Source organism: Nocardia miyunensis NBRC 108239, from assembly GCF_001613065.1.
Classification (GTDB): Bacteria; Actinomycetota; Actinomycetes; order Mycobacteriales; family Mycobacteriaceae; genus Nocardia; species Nocardia miyunensis.
Genome location: NZ_BDBQ01000098.1, coordinates 12,844 through 30,825 on the forward strand (window position 1 = coordinate 12,844; position 17,982 = coordinate 30,825).

General features: G+C 67.8%; 15 protein-coding genes. 10 read left to right on the plus strand and 5 right to left on the minus strand.

Translation table 11 applies throughout. The features are described 5' to 3' along the window. Positions 1-46: 46 nt before the first annotated feature. Positions 47-1,105, plus strand: a complete 1,059-nt coding sequence (locus tag NM2_RS37895) for an NAD(P)H-dependent amine dehydrogenase family protein (RefSeq protein WP_067679742.1) — start codon at positions 47-49, stop codon at positions 1,103-1,105. A gap of 389 nt (positions 1,106-1,494) precedes the next feature. Then, positions 1,495-2,421, plus strand: a complete 927-nt coding sequence (locus NM2_RS37900) for a DAPG hydrolase family protein (RefSeq protein WP_067679852.1) — start codon at positions 1,495-1,497, stop codon at positions 2,419-2,421. Here the strand turns inward: NM2_RS37900 and mftR are convergent. After that, positions 2,373-3,032 carry a mycofactocin system transcriptional regulator MftR gene (gene mftR / locus NM2_RS37905; protein WP_067679745.1) on the minus strand — a complete coding sequence of 220 codons (660 nt, stop codon included), beginning with the start codon at positions 3,030-3,032 and terminating at the stop codon, positions 2,373-2,375. The genes NM2_RS37900 and mftR overlap by 49 nt on opposite strands. A 98-nt stretch (positions 3,033-3,130) precedes the next feature. Between mftR and mftA the strand changes: the two genes are divergently transcribed. The 7 genes from mftA to mftF are packed head-to-tail and all read left to right on the plus strand — an operon-like array spanning position 3,131 to position 8,812. After that, on the plus strand, positions 3,131-3,250 hold the full coding sequence (gene mftA, locus NM2_RS37910; RefSeq protein ID WP_157121636.1) for a mycofactocin precursor MftA: 120 nt from the start codon (positions 3,131-3,133) through the stop codon (positions 3,248-3,250). 1 nt (position 3,251) lies between these two features. Then, on the plus strand, positions 3,252-3,563 hold the full coding sequence (gene mftB / locus NM2_RS37915; protein ID WP_245718410.1) for a mycofactocin biosynthesis chaperone MftB: 312 nt from the start codon (positions 3,252-3,254) through the stop codon (positions 3,561-3,563). Further along, positions 3,560-4,759 carry a mycofactocin radical SAM maturase gene (mftC, locus tag NM2_RS37920; RefSeq protein ID WP_067679752.1) on the plus strand — a complete coding sequence of 400 codons (1,200 nt, stop codon included), beginning with the start codon at positions 3,560-3,562 and terminating at the stop codon, positions 4,757-4,759. Before mftB ends, mftC begins: the two co-directional genes overlap by 4 nt. A gap of 16 nt (positions 4,760-4,775) precedes the next feature. Then, positions 4,776-5,948, plus strand: a complete 1,173-nt coding sequence (gene mftD / locus NM2_RS37925; protein ID WP_067679758.1) for a pre-mycofactocin synthase MftD — start codon at positions 4,776-4,778, stop codon at positions 5,946-5,948. 2 nt (positions 5,949-5,950) lie between these two features. Then, the gene (gene mftE / locus NM2_RS37930) at positions 5,951-6,604 is read left to right on the plus strand and encodes a mycofactocin biosynthesis peptidyl-dipeptidase MftE (RefSeq protein WP_067679760.1); all 654 of its coding nucleotides are present in this window, start codon (positions 5,951-5,953) and stop codon (positions 6,602-6,604) included. Beyond that, on the plus strand, positions 6,591-7,403 hold the full coding sequence (locus tag NM2_RS37935; protein WP_067679763.1) for a mycofactocin-coupled SDR family oxidoreductase: 813 nt from the start codon (positions 6,591-6,593) through the stop codon (positions 7,401-7,403). Before mftE ends, NM2_RS37935 begins: the two co-directional genes overlap by 14 nt. After that, positions 7,400-8,812: a mycofactocin biosynthesis glycosyltransferase MftF gene (mftF, locus tag NM2_RS37940; RefSeq protein ID WP_067679766.1), complete on the plus strand. Its 1,413-nt coding sequence runs from the start codon at positions 7,400-7,402 to the stop codon at positions 8,810-8,812. Before NM2_RS37935 ends, mftF begins: the two co-directional genes overlap by 4 nt. A 1,011-nt stretch (positions 8,813-9,823) precedes the next feature. Here mftF and NM2_RS37945 read toward each other — a convergent pair. Both NM2_RS37945 and NM2_RS37950 read right to left on the minus strand, forming a co-directional pair. Beyond that, positions 9,824-10,819 (minus strand): small ribosomal subunit Rsm22 family protein, encoded by a 996-nt coding sequence (locus NM2_RS37945; RefSeq protein ID WP_218026076.1) that lies wholly within the window; start codon positions 10,817-10,819, stop codon positions 9,824-9,826. A 311-nt stretch (positions 10,820-11,130) separates the two neighbouring features. Next, entirely contained in the window at positions 11,131-11,742 is a 612-nt protein-coding gene (locus tag NM2_RS37950) for a TetR/AcrR family transcriptional regulator (RefSeq protein WP_067679771.1), read from the minus strand. A gap of 100 nt (positions 11,743-11,842) precedes the next feature. On the opposite strand from NM2_RS37950, the gene NM2_RS37955 reads away from it, so the two are divergent. Then, positions 11,843-13,186, plus strand: a complete 1,344-nt coding sequence (locus NM2_RS37955; protein WP_067679773.1) for a cytochrome P450 — start codon at positions 11,843-11,845, stop codon at positions 13,184-13,186. 241 nt (positions 13,187-13,427) lie between these two features. Here NM2_RS37955 and NM2_RS37960 read toward each other — a convergent pair whose 3' ends face one another. Beyond that, positions 13,428-15,629, minus strand: coding sequence for an acyl-CoA dehydrogenase family protein (locus NM2_RS37960; RefSeq protein WP_067679776.1), 2,202 nt, complete (start codon positions 15,627-15,629; stop codon positions 13,428-13,430). A 146-nt stretch (positions 15,630-15,775) separates the two neighbouring features. Next, positions 15,776-17,968, minus strand: coding sequence for an RNA polymerase recycling motor ATPase HelR (helR, locus tag NM2_RS37965; RefSeq protein WP_174575733.1), 2,193 nt, complete (start codon positions 17,966-17,968; stop codon positions 15,776-15,778). Positions 17,969-17,982 lie beyond the last annotated feature (14 nt).

Below are 17,982 nucleotides of genomic sequence, written 5' to 3' on the forward strand. Positions count from 1 at the left end.
GAGTTATTCTCGGCCGGCAGAATGAATTCCATTGTGAGGAGGGCTCGTGCTCAGAGTTGTGCAGTGGGCGACCGGTGGCGTCGGCAAGGCCGCGATCGAGGCGGTGCTGCGGCATCCGGAACTCGAACTCGCCGGGTGTTACGTGCATTCGGACGACAAGAACGGCAAGGATGTCGGGGAGATCCTGGGTATCGACCCGCTCGGCGTAACCGCGTCGAACGACATCGACACGATCCTGTCACTCGACGCCGATGCGGTGGTCTACTCCCCGCTGGTGCCGAATCCCGACGAGGTCACGCGAATTCTCCACTCGGGCAAGAACATCGTCACACCGGTGGGCTGGTTCTACCCGGGCGAGCGCGACGCCGCACTCGCCCAGGCGGCCGTGGACGCCGGAGTCACCCTGCACGGCACCGGAATCAATCCCGGCGGCACCACCGAACTGCATCCCCTTGTGCTCTCGGCGATGTCCTCGGCGGTCACTTATGTTCGCGCGGAGGAGTTCTCCGATATGCGCACCTACAACGCACCCGATGTGCTGCGCTGGGTGATGGGTTTCGGCGGCACACCCGACCAGGCGCGCAAGAGCCCGATGCTCGGCCTGCTGTCCGGCGGCTTCACCCAATCGGTGCGAATGTGCCTGGACACACTGGGTTTCGCCGAGGCGGCCATCGGTACCTCGCACGAGGTCGCGGTCGCCACCGCGCCGATCGATTCGCCGATGGGCGTCATCGAGCCGGGAAAGGTTGCCGCCCAACGGTTCCAGTGGACCGCGACGGTCGGCGATCAGGTCGTCGTGCGGATCTCGGTCAACTGGCTGATGGGCGAGGAGAACCTCGAACCGGCGTGGGAGTTCGGCCCGCAGGGCGAGCGCTACGAGATCGAGATCAAGGGCGATCCGGACACCTTCGTGGTCATCCACGGCTGGCAGCCCGCGACCGTCGCCGAGGGCCTGCGCCGCAATCCCGGCATCGTGGCCACCGCCAACCACTGCGTCAATTCGATCCCCTACGTCTGTGCCGCCGAACCCGGTATCAAAACCTGCCTGGACCTGCCGGTGGTCGCCGGACGGGCGCATCCGGATCTGGCCGCCGCCCAAGGCTGATTCACCGCCGTACCCGCAGCGAATCTCACCGCGCCGCATCTGCTCGACCGGGTCGCGCTGATCGGCCCGCACGATCGCGATCGGCTCGTCGAACTCGTGATCGACCGCATAGGCTCATCCGCGACGACGGTCTGCGCGCCGGGCTGCTTACTCACACGCCGCAGTCTGCCGCCGAATTCGCCTACCAGCGCTGGCTTTTCAGCGACGACCCAGCCGGGCCGAACCTGCACCGGCTCACCGAACGCGCGCATTCGAGGGCGTGCGCGACCGATGCTGGCGGTGACGCCCGCTGTGAAGGATCCCAAACTCCCCGTGCCGCAAACACCATTCACACAACATCGGCCGAATAGGCAGCGCGCACAGCGGGCCGGGGTTATTTTCGCCCGATGATGCGCAGCGTGAGACTCTCCCGGCGCGCCGCCCTGCGCTGGGGCGGCGCACTGACCGGCGCGCTGGCGACCGGCCCGTGGACGCGGACGTCCGCGCGGGCCGATCAGCCGCTATGCCCACCCCGCTATCCGGGATACTCCGCGCAGGACTGGGCAAAACCGTTCTCGCGCTTCATGACCGGCCACACCCTCCCGGCTCCCGATCCGGTGCGGGCGGCCTGCGCCGGACCGCCCGTCCCGGCCGCGCGCATTCCCGGCTTCGCCGACCTCACCCGCGATCTCGCGCCGACGGGATACTTCCCGACCGAGACCGGCTACGGGCAGACCGCGACCGGGATCTCCTGGGTGGCATGCCGTACCGAAATGCCCCGGGTGACCGCCCGCATGTGGGACTGGTGGTTCGGCTGGCATTCGAACGATTCGGCCCGCTACAAGCTCTGGCACCCCGACGCGCACATGTACGCCTCGATCGCCGTCGACAAGACCGCCGCGCCGGTCCCCGATCGCAGCAGATACGTCGGAAACACCTCGTACGTCGACGAGTACATCGGCCCGAAACTCCAGCAGCTCGCGATCCGGTTCGACGACCCGGTCCAGCACGGATTCACCGTGCCCGACGGGCACACCGTCGTCTTCGGCCGGGTCGGCAGTTCGGTCGCGCCCGTCGACCTCGGCCGGCTGGCCCACCAGGTCCGCCCGGTGCCCGGCGGCGTGGAGATGCGCAGTCGCTTCTACCTGAACCTGTACGGATTGCACATGCCCGACGCCCGCCAGGCGCTGTGCGCCACCGAGCGCGGCGCCTCGGTCGATCCGCGCGACGTGGTGCTCGGCATGGACGTCGCGCGGAATCTACTGATGCACTGCGGCCAGGAGATGTATCACCTGTCGCGTTTCCTGCCGGAGCTGTACGCGGCATTCGGCCGCTGATCTTCCGAATCCCCCACGCCCGCATCGAGATACGTCTTCAACGCCGACAACGTCGCGGCCAGCAGCGCATCCAGTGAAGAGTCCACATCGGCCAGCCACTGCTCGTAGGCGCTCAATGCCAGCGCCAGTGTCACCTGTCCGGCGGTGCGCGGCAACAGATCCGCTGGATCCAGTCCCAGCCGCCGGGCCACGAAGTTCGTGATCACCGCGCGCCACTGCTGATAGCGCAGCACCGAATGCGCTTGCAGGGCAGGGGTATCCAGAATCAGGCGCATGCGTTGCCGATGCGAGGCGACCGCGCCGGGGTCGAGCCGGTTGAATTCGATGACCGCCCGCTGCACCGCCACGTGCACGGGGACGTCCTCGGGCATGTCGTCCAGATGCCGCGCCAGATGTACGAGGCTGGCGTCGAACTGCCCCCAGGGGATGTCGTTCTTGGACTTGTAATAGCGGAACAGCGTTCGGCGACCCACTCCCACCGCCGCGGCGATGTCGTCCAGTGACGTCGCGTCGAAGCCGCGCTCGGCGAACAGGCGGAAGGCGACCGTCTCGATCGCCGCGTGATCGGTGACGGGCGGCCTGCCCGGTGATTTGCGCACTCGATCGCTCACTCAGCGAAGTTACCAGAAATTCGCGCCGAACCCTTCCATTTTGGCCACCGGTGCCATTAATATCCATGGCACAGATCACAGTCCCCAGAAGGAGCATCATGTCCGAGCAGAACCGCATCGAATACGGCACGACCGCCCACCAGGCCCAGGAGCTCGACCCCGCCGCCGACAGCCTCGTCGAGGACGTCTCGATCGATGGCATGTGCGGTGTCTACTGAGGTGAACGAGAACGCCTGCGCCGAAGGGGCATTCGATGCCCGGTCGGCATGGCAGCTCGCCCCGACGGTCTCGCTTCGCAGCGAGCCCTTCGGGGCCCTGGCCTACGACTTCCACACGCGCAAGCTCTCGTTCCTGAAGTCCGTGCAGCTGGTCGGCGTCGTCGAGCAACTCGCCGAATGCCCCTCCGCGTTGTCCGCGATCGACCGCGCCGGAGTTCCGGCGAATGAGCAGCAACGCTATGTGTCCGCGCTCGCCGCCCTGGCGCGCAGCAAGATGATCACCCCTCGAACGCCGGAGGCCCGCACTCCATGACGACCATGCTTCCCCACCCCGCTCCCGCGCCCGTCCCCCGCCTGATCGAGCAGTTCGAACGCGGCCTCAATGCCCCGATCTGCCTGACCTGGGAGCTGACCTACGCCTGCAACCTGGCCTGCGTGCACTGCCTGTCCTCGTCCGGACGCCGCGACCCGCGCGAGCTGAGCACCGAGCAGTGCAAGGCCGTCATCGACGAACTGCAGCGCATGCAGGTGTTCTACGTCAACATCGGCGGCGGCGAACCCACCGTCCGCAGCGACTTCTGGGAGTTGCTCGACTACGCGGTCTCGCACGACGTCGGCGTCAAATTCTCCACGAACGGTGTGCGCCTGACCCCCGAGCGCGCCGCGAAACTCGCCGCCACCGACTACGTGGACGTGCAGATCTCCCTGGACGGCGCGACCGCGGAGGTCAACGACGCGGTCCGCGGCCCCGGATCGTTCGACATGGCCACGCGCGCACTGCAGAACCTCGCCGACGCCGGATTCCGCGACGCGAAGATCTCGGTCGTGGTGACCAGGCACAACGTCAACCAGCTGGACGAATTCCAGGCGCTGGCCGACAAATACGGCGCGACACTGCGCCTGACCCGCCTGCGTCCGTCCGGCCGCGGCGCGGACACCTGGGACGAACTGCATCCCACCGCCGCCGATCAGCGCGTGCTCTACGACTGGCTGATGGCCAACGGCGAATCGGTGCTCACCGGCGATTCGTTCTTCCACCTGGCCGCCTTCGGCGAGTCACTGCCGGGGCTGAACCTGTGCGGCGCGGGACGCGTGGTGTGCCTCATCGACCCGGTCGGGGACGTCTACGCCTGCCCGTTCGCCATTCACGACACCTTCAAGGCGGGCAATCTGCTCACCGACGGTGGATTCAACCGTGTCTGGCAGGAATCCGCGCTGTTCGAGGAACTGCGCGCGCCCACCGGCGGCGGCGCGTGCGCCTCCTGCAATTTCTACGACTCCTGCCGCGGCGGCTGCATGGCCGCCAAGTTCTTCACCGGCCTGCCCCTGGACGGCCCGGATCCCGAATGCGTGCAGGGATACGGCGAGTCGCTGCTGGCCGACCGCACACCCGGCGAGGCGCCCAAGCCCTCGCAGGACCACTCCCACACGGGCAAGAAGAAAAAGGCGGTAGCGCTCGGCATGCCCATCAGCATGCCCAGCCGCGCCTGCTCCGAAAGCCCCATCTAGACAAGGAATCCCACAGATGGCCAACGCCTGGTTCGAGACCGTCGCCGAAGCACAGCGCCGCGCTCGTAAACGTCTACCGAAATCCGTGTACAGCGCGCTGCTGGCCGGTTCCGAGGCGGGCGTGTCCTATGACGACAACCTCGCCGCATTCCGTGAACTCGGCTTCGCACCGCACGTAGCGGGGTTGTCGGATACCCGTGACCTGTCCACTACAGTTCTGGGACAGGACATTTCGATGCCGGTGCTGATCTCGCCCACGGGTGTGCAGGCCGTGCACCCCGAGGGCGAGGTCGCCGTGGCCCGCGCCGCCGCTGCCCGCGGCACCGCCATCGGGCTGAGTTCGTTTGCGAGCAAACCGCTTTCGGATGTGCTCGAGGCGAATCCGCAGACGTTCTTCCAGTCGTACTGGATGGGCGACCGCGACACCATGTCCCGCCGCCTGGACGAGGCCCGCACGGCCGGTGCGAAGGGGCTGATCGCGACGCTGGACTGGTCGTTCTCCAACGGCCGCGACTGGGGTTCGCCCACCATCCCCGAGAAGCTCGACTTCAAGGCAATGCGGCAGAACGCGCTGAGCGTACTGGCCCGGCCGCGCTGGGCGTACGAATTCGCCAAGGCCGGAACGATTCCCGACCTGACCACGCCGAATCTCACGCCGCCCGGCGGAAAGGCGCCGACCTTCTTCGGCGCGTACTACGAGTGGATGCAGACGCCGCTGGCCACCTGGGAAGACATCGCCTGGATGCGCAAGGAATGGGACGGCCCGTTCATGCTCAAAGGGATCTGCCGCATCGATGACGCCAAGCGCGCCGTCGACGCCGGTGTCACCGCGATCTCGGTGTCCAATCACGGCGGCAACAATCTGGACAGCACCCCGGCCCCGATCCGCTGCCTGCCGGCCATCTCCGGCGCGGTCGGCGATCAGATCGAGGTCGTCCTGGACGGCGGGATCCGGCGCGGCAGCGACGTGGTCAAGGCCGTCGCTCTGGGCGCTCGGGCGGTGATGATCGGGCGCGCATACCTGTGGGGCCTGGCCGCCAACGGGCAGGCCGGTGTGGAGAACGTGCTCGACATCCTCAGGGGCGGAATCGATTCCGCGCTGATGGGCCTGGGGAAGTCCTCCATTCACGAGCTCACCCCCGAGGACGTCATCGTGCAGCCGGGCTTCACCCGGACGCTCGGCGGCTGAACATGCCCCCGCTCGCCGCCGCACGCTATCCTGACCTACCCGAGCGCCCGCGGGTGCTCGTGCCGGTCGGTGCGACCGAGCAGCACGGCCCGCATCTGCCTTTGTCCACCGACACGGACATCGCGACCGCGGTCGCGCGGCGGGCGGGCGAGCGGACCGGCAGTTGGGTGGCCCCCGCGATCGCCTTCGGCGCGAGCGGTGAGCATCAGGGGTTTCCCGGGGTGTTCTCGGTCGGGACGACGGTCCTGACCGAGATGGTCGTCGAACTCACCCGTTCGCTGGCGCTGTGGGCGGGTGAGGTCGTGTTCGTCAACGGGCACGGCGGAAATGTCGCCGCGCTGCGCACGGCCGTGGAAACCCTTCGCGCAGAAGGGCATACCGTGCGCTGGCTACCGTGCGCGGTCGCCGGTGACGCGCACGCGGGATATACCGAGACCTCGATCATGCTGTATCTCTCGCCCGAGGACGTCGCGTTGGACAGGGCGGTCGCGGGAAATGTCCAGCCGCTGCCAGATCTCATGGACCGCTTGCGGCACAGCGGAGTTCGCGCGGTATCGCCCAACGGCGTACTCGGCGATCCGGCCGGCGCGAATGCGCGGGCGGGTGCGGAACTGTTCGATCGGATGGTGCAAAGGATTGTCGATGAGCTCCGATGAGCGGCCCGAACGGGTTGCCCTCGTGACCGGCGCCGCACGCGGCGTCGGTGCGGCCACCGTGCGCGAACTCGTGCGCCGGGGTTACCACGTGACCGCGATCGATTCCTGCGGAACCGGACCGGCCTCGTCCGGTGTGCGGTATTCGCTTGCCTCCCAAGGGGAATTGGACGCGGTGGCGGCGAAGGATCCGGAGCGGATCCTGCCGGTGGTGTGCGATGTGCGTGAGCCCGAACAGCTTCGGGACGCCGTCGCGCAGACCATGTCCCGATTCGGGCGGCTCGATGCGGCCGTCGCCGCGGCCGGAATCATCGCCGGTGGGCAGCCGCAGTGGGAGGCCCCCGAATCCGATGTGCGGGCGTTGCTCGAGGTGAACGCGATGGGGGTGTGGAACACCGCCGCCGCAACGGTTCCGGTGATGCTGGCCGGGCCGGACCCGGCCGGGTGCCGATTCGTGGCGGTCGCGTCGGCGGCGGGTGAGCGGGGGCTGTTCCATCTGGCCGGGTACGCGGCCAGCAAGCACGCGGTCATCGGGATCGTGCGAGGGCTGTCGGCGGATCTGGTCGGCACCGGGATGTCGGCGGTCGCGGTATCGCCCGGCGCGACCCGCACCGAAATGCTCACGGCCACCGCCGCTCTCTACGACGATATCGATGACCCTGCCGAACTCGCCGCGCACCAGGGACTGCGGCGCGTGCTGGAGCCCGAGGAGATCGCCGCGACCATCGCCTTCTGCTGTTCGCCGGAGGGTGCGGTGCTGAACGGGTCGGTGGTACGTGCCGAGGGAGGCTTCGGGACGTGAGCGGCTCCTCCGGGCTCACCGCCGGCACCGGTATCCGGCTCGGCAGGACCGTCCGCAGGTTCGCCGAGGGACGGCTGCTGTTCGGCGGCAGCCCCACGCGGCTGTTGAGGCTGCGCCCGGCCGCCGCTGAAATACTCGGTAGCGCAGGGGAATTCACTGTCTCCGACGCGGTGACACTGAGCCTTGCCAACTCACTGCTCGAACTGGGACTCGCCGAGATCACCTCCACCGGTGAGCCTGCGCCGCTCGAACAGCTCACCGTCGTTGTGCCGGTGCATGATTCGCCCCGGGCCCTGCGGCGGCTGCTGACCGGCCTGACCGGCGTGCGGGTTGTCGTCGTCGACGACGCTTCACCGGACCCGCTCGCGCATGCCGATGTCGCGAAGGAGTTCGGCGCCACACTGCTGCGACTGGAGGTCAACGCCGGACCGGCGGCAGCGCGCAATGCCGGATTACGGTCCATCACAACACCTTTCGTCGCCTTCTGCGATGCGGACACGGTCCTGTCCACCGGCGATCTGCAACGCCTGCTGCCCCAGTTCGCCGACACACGCGTCGCCGCGGTCGCCCCGCGCATCCTGGGCCTGGAAGATCCGAACGACAACTGGATCACCCGCTACGAGAACACCCACTCCTCGCTCGACCTCGGCCCCGTTTCCGGTGTCGTACAACCGCTTTCCCGCGTCGGCTGGGTCCCGGCGGCCTGTCTGCTCGCCCGCGTGGACGCGCTCGGTCCCGGCTTCGACGAATCCATGCGCGTCGGCGAGGACGTGGACCTCATCTGGCGCCTGAGCCGCGACGGCTCACTGGTGCGTTACATCGCCGACGTAACCGTCCGCCACGAACACCGCCGCACCCCCGGCCCCTGGCTCACCCGCAAATACCTCTACGGAACCAGCGCCGCCCCCCTGGCCCACCGCCACGGCGAACGCGTCGCACCAGCGGCACTACCCCCCGCCCTCGCCCTCTCCGCAGCCGCGCTCCTGCTTCAAACCCGTTGGGCCACAATACTATCAGCCACAGCCTTCCTCGCCCACGCCAGACATATCCAGCACCGCCTCCGCCGCATCGAGGCCCCACCCCGTCTGCACGCCGAACTCACCGCCCGCGCCGCCACGGACACCCTCAACCAAATCGCATCCCTGCTGCTACGCCACTGGTTCCCGATAACCGCTCTCGCCCTGCCGTTCTCCCGCCGAGCCCGCCGCGCCGCCACCGCCGCACTCCTGATCGACACCATCTCCGAATACCGCTCACACACCCCCTCGGGCAACATCGCCACCTACCTCGCAGCCCGCCGCCTCGACGACGCCGCCTACGGCCTCGGCGTCTGGCACGGAGTCCTCCACCACCACTCCCCCAAATGCCTCCTCCCCCAAATACTCAGAAACCAACGCGGACCGAATTGACCTCAGGGTGAACAACGCACGCCCTTACCCAGCTCACTTCCGAATCTATGACTCGGCGTCCACCGAGCCATCCCCCGGAATCCAGCGAATCGTTTCCTCCTGCGGCACAGTCGATTCCGATCCGGCAGACCCAGCGACTTCCCCGGTTACGCCGCAACAACCGCGTGACCGAGGGCGCGACGATGAACCGCGCGTGATCGACGGCACCGTCGACATCGAGCAGCGCGCCTGCGCTAGAGACCAACTCATAATCGACCGCAACCCCGGAATCCATTGCCGCACTCGGCGACACCACAATCCGCGCGTGCCCGGCATCGGCACGAACAACACCCCGCACCCGCGGTCCGACAGCCCCGACCGGGACCAGAACAAGCGGAATCGCACGACACAGCAGAAGATCGAAACGACCGTCGGCATCCGCATCGCTCATCAGCCAAATCCTCCTGGGTCAGGGGACCGGATTCACCCATCCGGGACACACGTCCACACCTTCGCAAAACGCCGTGATGACCCCGATGTTCTTGCTGTCCGTAGTCGGCACTGGCCGCCCGAAACGGGCTTGATACTGTTCCGGCAATAAGAACACCAGCTCGAAGCCGGGCTGTGCCGCAACAGCGACACCTGGTATGGCGACTACCAGAATGCATGTGCACAATCCAGTGACCGCGTTTGTTGCTGTGCGACTGTGCCGCCCGAGGCGGAATCCATTCCACGACAATGAAAACAACGCACATATCATCGAGAATCCCCTTGAGAAATCTTCCCCTGCCCCGCTCCCCGCTACGGACACCAACAACGGATGTAACGAGACCTCATCCTACCCCTACGCAGCGAATTATTTTGCAGCCCAAGGGATGCCGGACTGGAATCCGCCAGAACGATGCAGCCGCGCCGCCTCGGGTGGACGACCGCCTACCCAGGAGACCCACGCCACTCGTTACGACGAGTAGTCTGCCCGGCTGACCAAGCGAAAAACATTGCTGCGCAACTCTCTCGGTCGGATCGCATTCGTCAGGAATCGGATGCGGAACCCGGCGGCCAGGCTTCGCCCCATTGCACATCCCTTGCGCGGCGGTAGGTTTCGCCCTGTCGTTTCGAAATCAGGGTCGGGACGACGCCGTCGGCCGGGGTGCAGACCTGCAATGTGACCAATCCCTTGCGCTTGAGGGGGTGGCGCAGGATGCGGCCCTGAGCCCGGGGGTGCGGGGCGCGGGAGGCGATGACGTAGGAGAATTTCTCGTCCTCGTGGCTGAGTTCGCCGCCTTTGAGCCTGCGGTGCAGAGAGGTCCGGTTGATGCGGGCGCTGAAGTGACACCAGTCGGCGCCCTCGGCGAGGGGGCAGGGGGTCTGGTGGGGGCAGGGGGCCACGACCGTGAGACCAGCGGTTATCAGGTTCTCGCGAGCGGCGAGGATTCTGCGGTGGCCGTCGGGGGTGCCCGGCTCGATGACGATCACCACCTCCGCGGCCTCTGACGCGTGGGTGACCACCGCCGCCTGATCCGCCTCCGACAGTTCGCTCAGCACATACGAGACGGCCGCCAGATCCGCTTCGCCCACGGTCCGCTGTGGGTCGGTGACGACCGCCCGGCGCCAGACCGCGGAACGGACGACAGCCGACGCGGCACCGCCCGCCAGACGCCGTCCGAGCTGCAACGCCTCGTCCACCTGATCCAGCACCACGGCCTCGGTCAACGAGGGAAATACCTCCGCCGACGCCCACAGCGCCGCCCCGGTACCACCACCGATATCGAGGAAGGTCCGGGGCCGGAAGCCGGGCACGAGTTCGTGAAACTGCCCGAGCGCGAAGCGAACCGCACCCCACGTCGCCGGCATACGGTAGGCCGCGTACGCGGTCACGTCGGCCGCCGAACCGAGGATCGGCGTCGCGGCCGGCCGAGGATCCCGGTATCGCGAGATCAGCCGATCGACCGCCACGGCCAACTGTCGCTCGGGCACTCCCGCACACGCCTGTTCGAGCCCCTCCACGAGTTCGACAGGCAGGTCCACCCCGAACATCCCTTCATCTGTGCTGACCGGACCGTCATTCTGACATGCGCTCCACGCACACCCTGCCGACGACCCACGTAGCCACCGAGCACCGACACCGCATGCCCGATCGCGGACGCGGTGTCGTGCGATTCCGGGCACAGAGCAAGCACAGGCTCACCCCGCGGAAAGGTGGGCAGCAGCGATCACACCGCCCGGATCGCCGGACGTCTCGGTTTTCCGTTCACCTTCGCCTACGAACTACTGCTGACCGAAATCGCTCACCGCCTGCTATCAGCGGAATGCTGAATCGCTATACGCGCCAGGTCGATTCAGCGATACAGACCGCGCAGCGCGCGGCAGGCGGCCTCGACGATCTCCTCGGGGGTCGCCTCGATGGCGCCGTCCAGCCAGGCGGTGACCAGTTCGGCCATTCCGCCGATGAACAGCAGACCGGAGGTTTCGTCGGCGGCCCGGCTGCGGCCCGAGTCGCCGAGCCAGGAGCGCACTTCGACGGCCGATTCGTGGGCCAGGTGGCGCAGCAATTCGGTTCGCCTGCGCCGCAATTCGGGGATGGCCACCGATTCGACGATCGCGACCCGGCCCTTGCGCGGGTCCGCGACCAGCAGTCGCACGAACGCGCTCATCGAGGCCCGCATGCGGACTTCCGGATCGTCTCCGGCGGCGTCGGCGGCGCTGCGGCTGTTCTCCTCGATCTCGACGGCGATCTCGTTCAGCACGGCCTCGAGCAGGGCGTCCAGGCCGGTGAAACTCTCGTAGAAGTAACGTTCGCTCAGCCCGGCCTCGGCGCAGACGGCGGTCATCGTGGTTCGGGTCGCCGGATCGGCCCACACCGTCAGACCCGCCTCGAGCAGGCGCGATCGGCGTTCGGTGGCCCGTTCGGCGGCGGTGGCTCCGCGATAGACGCCTGATTGCACGGCCATGGGCCCAGCATGCCACAGCGAAATCGACACCAAGGTTGACAGGATGCCCTTCCTGAATCAGGCTTGGCGTGAGCGGCATCACAGAAAGCTGAGGTAGGCGATGACAGGGGACACCCTGGAGACCAGCCCGATCCCGACCCTGCGGCGCGAGGACCGCGGCCTCCCGGTGATCGGGACGTTGCTCGAGTACGCCAAGGATCCACAGTCGGTGTTCCAGCGGGAATGGGATCACTACGGCCCGGTCGCACCGATGTACTCCCTAGGACGGACCTCGGCACTGCTGCTCGGCGCGGACGCGTGCGGCGCGGCGCTGACGAACAAGGACGGCGCACTGGCCAATGAACCGGCCTGGTCGCGGCTGGTCGGGCCGTTCTTCCACGGCGGGCTCATGCTCATCGATTTCGACGAGCACAAGCGACATCGGCGAATCCTGCAGCAGGCGTTCACCCGCCCGCGGTTGCAGGCCTATACCGAGCGTCTGCATCCGGCCATCGAGAAGGGCGTGGCGCATTGGGACGAGAGCGACTCGTTCCCCTCGTACTGGAAACTCAAGCAGCTGACCCTCGACATCGCCGCGGACCTGTTCATGGGCGGCGCACAGGACACCGGCCCGGCCGAGATGGACCGAGTCAACAAGGCATTCATCGCCTGCGTCCAGGCCGCGACCGGAATCGTGCGCGGCAGGGTGCCGTTCACCCGCTGGGGCAGGGCCTATCGCGGCCGCGCGGTGCTCGAGGATTTCCTGCGCCACTACCTGCCGGCCAGACGGGCCGAGCAGACCGACGACATCTTCTCGGTGCTGTGCCACATCGAGGACGAGGACGGCGCCCGCTTCACCGACGACGACGTGGTGAACCACATGATCTTCCTGATGATGGCCGCACACGACACCTCCACCATCACCACCTCCACGATCCTGCAGTATCTGGGCCAGCATCCGCAGTGGCAGGAGCGCTGCCGCACCGAGGCGCTGGCGCTGGGCCCCGCTCCGTCGATGACCGAACTCGAGGGCCTGGAATCCATCGATCTGGTCATGCGCGAGGCACTGCGACTACGCGCTCCGGTCCCGGTCCTGGTCCGCTACGCGGTGAAAGACACTGTGATCCAAGGGGTTCGGATCCCCGCCGGTACCGATGTGGTCATCGGAATCCAGTTCACCCACCTGATGCCGCAGTACTGGACCGACCCGCACACCTTCGACCCCGCCCGCTTCGGCCCCGAGCGCCGCGAGGACAAATCCCACCGCTTCGCGTGGGAGCCCTTCGGCGGCGGCGCGCACAAATGTGTCGGCATGCATTTCGGCGGCCTGGAAGTGAAGTCGATCATGCACCGCCTGCTCCGGGATTACCACTGGCAGGTGGATCCCGGCTACGTCCCGCCGATGGACTATCACTCCCTGCCCTTCCCCAAGGACGGCCTGCCGATATCCTTCACCCGCAACTGAATTCGCCCGAACACCGTCGACGACCCCGTGATGCGAAACCGGATCGCCGATGCCGCGGCGCGCGTAGTCGATGGAGGTCGGCACCGACAGCCATACACCGCCGTCACTGGTCGCGCAGCGAAAACGGTCCGGCGCAGTGTCGGTACGGGACCCGCCGACCCCCGCTGTCGCCGCCAGGGCGAGGCTGACGATCCGATACGGCGACAAGGACTTCCGAACTCGTCGCCGAGCCCGTGGAACGTCATTTACGAGGTAGCCCCATCACCAGAGTGGCGATGGTGTTCAGCTGGATCTCCAGGGTTCCGCCGCCGATCACCCAGGTCGGGATGTCCAGTTCGTGATGGACGACCTCGGAATCCTTCTCGCTCAACGCGGCCGCGGGACCGATCAGTTCGAGGGCGGCGGCCGCGGCGTCGGTGTGCAGCATCGAGGCGGCGGCCTTGGACATGCTCGTCGCTGGGCCGATCGCGTGACCGTCGAGGCGGCGGATGGTCTCGCGCAGGTTCATCGCCGAAATGGCGGCCCCGCGGGCGCTGATCCGGCCCAGGACGCGCAGGGCGTTCTCGCGGCTGCCCACGTATTCGGCACGTTCGATGATGCCGACCAAGCGGGCGTTGTGCCCGGGGTCCCGGACTCCGCCGATGAAAAGCCGTTCCTGGGCAAGGGTTTCCAGAGTCAGCGCCCAGCCCTGGCCCACCTCGCCGAGGACCATGTCGTCGGGCACGAAGGCGTCGTCGAAGAAGACCTCGTTGAATTCGGCGTTACCGCTGGACTGGGTGATCGGGCGGACCGTGACGCCCTCGCCGTGCATGTCCACCAGGAACATGGTCAGGCCCCGATGACGTTCGGACTCGGAATCGGTGCGGGCGAGCAGAAGTCCCCAGTCCGAGCGATGGGCCAGAGTGGTCCAGATCTTCTGCCCGTTGAGCCGCCAGCCGCCGCCGTCCCTGGTGGCGCGCAGGCTCAGCGAGGCCACATCCGATCCGGCTTCCGGTTCGCTCATCAGCTGGCACCAGATCTCCTCGCCGCGCAGGGCGGGACCGGCCAGGCGGGCGAGCTGTTCGGGAGTTCCGCGCTGCAATACGATCGGCACCACCCACTGCCCGATTCCCATGGAGGGCTGGGTGATTCCGTGCCTGTCGTACTCGTCCTGGAGGATCAGCTGTTCCAGCGGCCCGGCCTCGATACCCCACGGCGCGGGCATGGGCGGGGACACCAGTCCGGAGTCGGCGAGCAGCGTGCGGCGCGGGCCGGTGTTGGTGGCGTCGTGGTCACCGATCTTGCCGGGGTACGGATTGTCCAGCGCGGCGGCCCGGTCCAGAATCTCCGAAACCCATTCGCGGAACGTGGAATCGGCCTCCGGCAGCGGCACAGCGAAATTGCGCGGTCCACCGAGCGCGACCTCTCCGAGGCGACGTTCCCAGCTCTCCGGGGAGCCGCCGAGACCGGCCAGCGAGATGGCCCGCCGCCAGTACAGGTGCAGATCGTGCTCCCAGGTGAAACCGATCGCGCCGTGCAGGCCGAGACATTCCACGGCGGCGTGCACGGCATTGCCGAGGGTGGTGATCGCGGCGCCGGCCACGGCGTGCGTGCGCTGAGCGGGATCGTCGGCGAGGCCGCGCACCGCGTCCCAGGCCGCCGACGTGGCCAGTTCACTGGTGATCAGCAGTTGCGCGGTGCGATGCTGAACCGCCTGGAAGGAGCCGATCGGACGACCGAATTGCTTGCGGGCCTTCACATATTCGGTGGCCGTATCCGAGCACCAGCGGATCACCCCGGCGGCCTCGACGGCCATGAACGCGGTGGCCACGGCCTCGGCATAATCGGCGTCGATGCCGTCGAGTTCGGTTCCGGAAGCATCCCGCAACCTGACGACGCCGAGGTCGCGGCCGAGATCGGATCCGGCGCGCGCCTCGATCTCCACTCCCGGCGCGGTCCGTTCCACCAGGAACCAGCGGGTCCCGGCGGCCCCGGCCGCGGCGACCAGCAGCACTTCGGCGGCGGCCGCGCCCAGAACCGGGCCGGTCTCACCGGTCAAACCCGCATCGGCCGCCCGCACCCCGTGTGTGGGCGCCACGGTGGCGCCGGTTCCGCCCTCGGCGAATCGGCGAAGCGTATCACCAACCAGCTCAGCGGATTTCGCCGAAGCGACGACGGCGCTCGTGAGCACCGACGGCAGGAGCGGACCGGGGAGCAGAGCCCGCCCGGCCTCGGCGAGCACCACCGCGATCTCGTCCAGGGTGCCGCCCTGCCCGCCCACGTCCTCGGGCAGATGCACACCGGGCAGTCCGAGTGCGACCAGATCCGCCCAGAAGGTCGGCAGCTCACCGGCGGCGAGCCGATCGGTGTTCCGGCGGGTGTATTCCCGCGTGCTGTGGCGGTCGGCGAATCCGCTGACGGCCTCCGCCAGCGCCGTCTGGTCCGCGGTCAAGGCAACAGGCACGGTCTCTCACTTCGGTCGGCATTCAGTTCGTTCCCGGCTCTGATCCGGATGCTTCCGATTAGAACAGGTTCTATGACGTTACATGGTCGAACAGGACCTGCGCCGCATTCCCCGAGGGTGGCGAAGGTCCTGTTCGACAGGCACCGCTACACCGCCCTGCTCGCGATCCGGGCGGACGTTCCGGTGAGGCTCGCCAGAGCCTGCGGCAGCGCGCCACGATGCAGAACGCCCAGGCGCTGGGTGGCGCGAGTGAGGGCGACGTAGAGTTCGGCGGCCCCGCGCGGACCGTCAGCGAGGATTCGTGCGGGCTCGACGACCAGGACGGCGTCGAATTCGAGGCCCTTGGTCTCCGACGCGGCCACCACCCCGGGAACATCCGGTGGCCCGATGACGATGCTGGTTCCCTCGAGATCCGCTTCCTCGCGGACGAATTCCTCGATGGCCGAGGATAATTCGTCCTCATCGACCTGCCGGGCCCAGGGCCGCACACCGGCTGCACGGACCGACTCCGGCGGCCGGACGCCGGGCGCGAACTCCGCGAGCAGGGCCGCGGCGACGCTCATGATCTCCGCCGGGGTGCGGTAGTTCACCGACAGCGACCGGTAGGCCCAGCGATCGGGAACATAGGGCGCGAGCATCGCGTCCCACGAGCGCGCGCCCGCGGGCGAACGACGTTGCGCCAGATCGCCTACCACCGTGAAGGACCTACCGGGACAGCGGCGCATGAGCACCCGCCAATCCATCTCCGACAGCTCCTGCGCCTCGTCGACGACGACGTGCCGGTACGTCCAATCACGGTCCGCCGCAGCGCGTTCGGCGAGCTCGCGGGTGTCGCGCTCGATGAAGCGGTCCGCGAGATCCTCGGCGTAGAGCAGATCGGTCGCGTACAGGTGGTCCTCGTCGTCCATCGAATCCTCGCGGCCGACCATGAGATCCAGTACGCCCGAGGCATATTCGGCCTGCGCACGACGCTCGCGTTCGGCCGAGTCGTCCTTCGGTTGGTGCGAGCCGAGCAGATCGACCAGCTCGTCCAGCAGCGGCACGTCCGAGACCGTCCAGGCCGCACCGTCGGCACGCCACAGCGCGTCGTCCGCGCCTGCGGCACAAAGCCTTTCGGAGGAGCTGTACAGTGAGGCCAGCAACTCCCGCGGCGTCAGAACCGGCCAGAGCTCGTCCAGGGCGGCGAGATATTCGCGATTCTCCGCCAGCTCGGCGAGCAGATCGCCGCGCAGTTGTTCCCAGGCTTCACGATCCCCGCGAGTCAACCAGCCCTTGCCGATCCGGGCGATCGCGCGTTCGGTGAGCACCCATTCGACGATGTCCCGGAACACCCGGCGAGCCTCGTTGTGCGGCAACCCGCTCTCGCGCGCCTCCTGGATCGCCCACTGGGCGGTCTCGGCATCGATCCGTACCGTCACATCCGTCAGCTCGATCGTCATCGGATCCCGCGGCAGCCGCTGCCGGTCGGCGATCGCGGCGGCGAGCACGTCCAGGATCTTCAGCGAACCCTTGAGCCGGGCGGCGTCCGGGGTGTCCTCGGCGGTGACGTGCAGGCCGGGCACGAGATCGCCGGTCGTGGTGAACACCACATCCGATTCGCCCAGGGACGGCAGCACCCGGCCGATGTGGTTCAGGAACGCCGAATTGGGCCCGACCACCAGCACACCGTGACGCTCGATCTGCTCGCGCTGGGTGTAGAGCAGATAGGCGACGCGATGCAGCGCGACCACGGTCTTACCGGTTCCCGGGCCGCCCTCGATCACCAGCACGCCCGCATGATCGAGCCGGATGATCTCGTCCTGTTCGGCCTGGATCGTGGCCACGATGTCGCGCATACCCTCGCCGCGCGGCGCGTTCACCGCCGCGAGCAGCGCCGCGTCCCCGCGCTCACCCGCGCCGGGCCGACCGAACACCTCGTCGGTGAATTCGACCAGTTGCCGCCCGCGGGTGTGAAACTGGCGACGACGGCGCATATTCTCCGGGCTCGCCGCGGTGGCGACATAGAACGCCCGTGACGCGGGCGCACGCCAATCGAGCAGCACGGGTTCGTAGTCGTTGTCCGCGTCCAGCAGACCGATCCGCCCGATGTACGCGTGCTCGCCCGATACGGTGTCCAATCGGCCGAAACACAGTTTGTTGTCCGCCACGTCCAGCCGTTTCACCTGGGTGGCGAGTGTGCGCACCGCCACGTCGCGTTCCACCGGGGACAGGCCGTTGCCACGCAGCGCCGCACTGTAGCGCTGCTTGGTCTGCGCACGTTCGGCGTCCAGGCGCGCGTACAGCCCGTCCACATATTCCCGTTCGGCCCGCAATTCCTCGTCGTACTCGTGTGACGCCACACGCCCCTCACTTT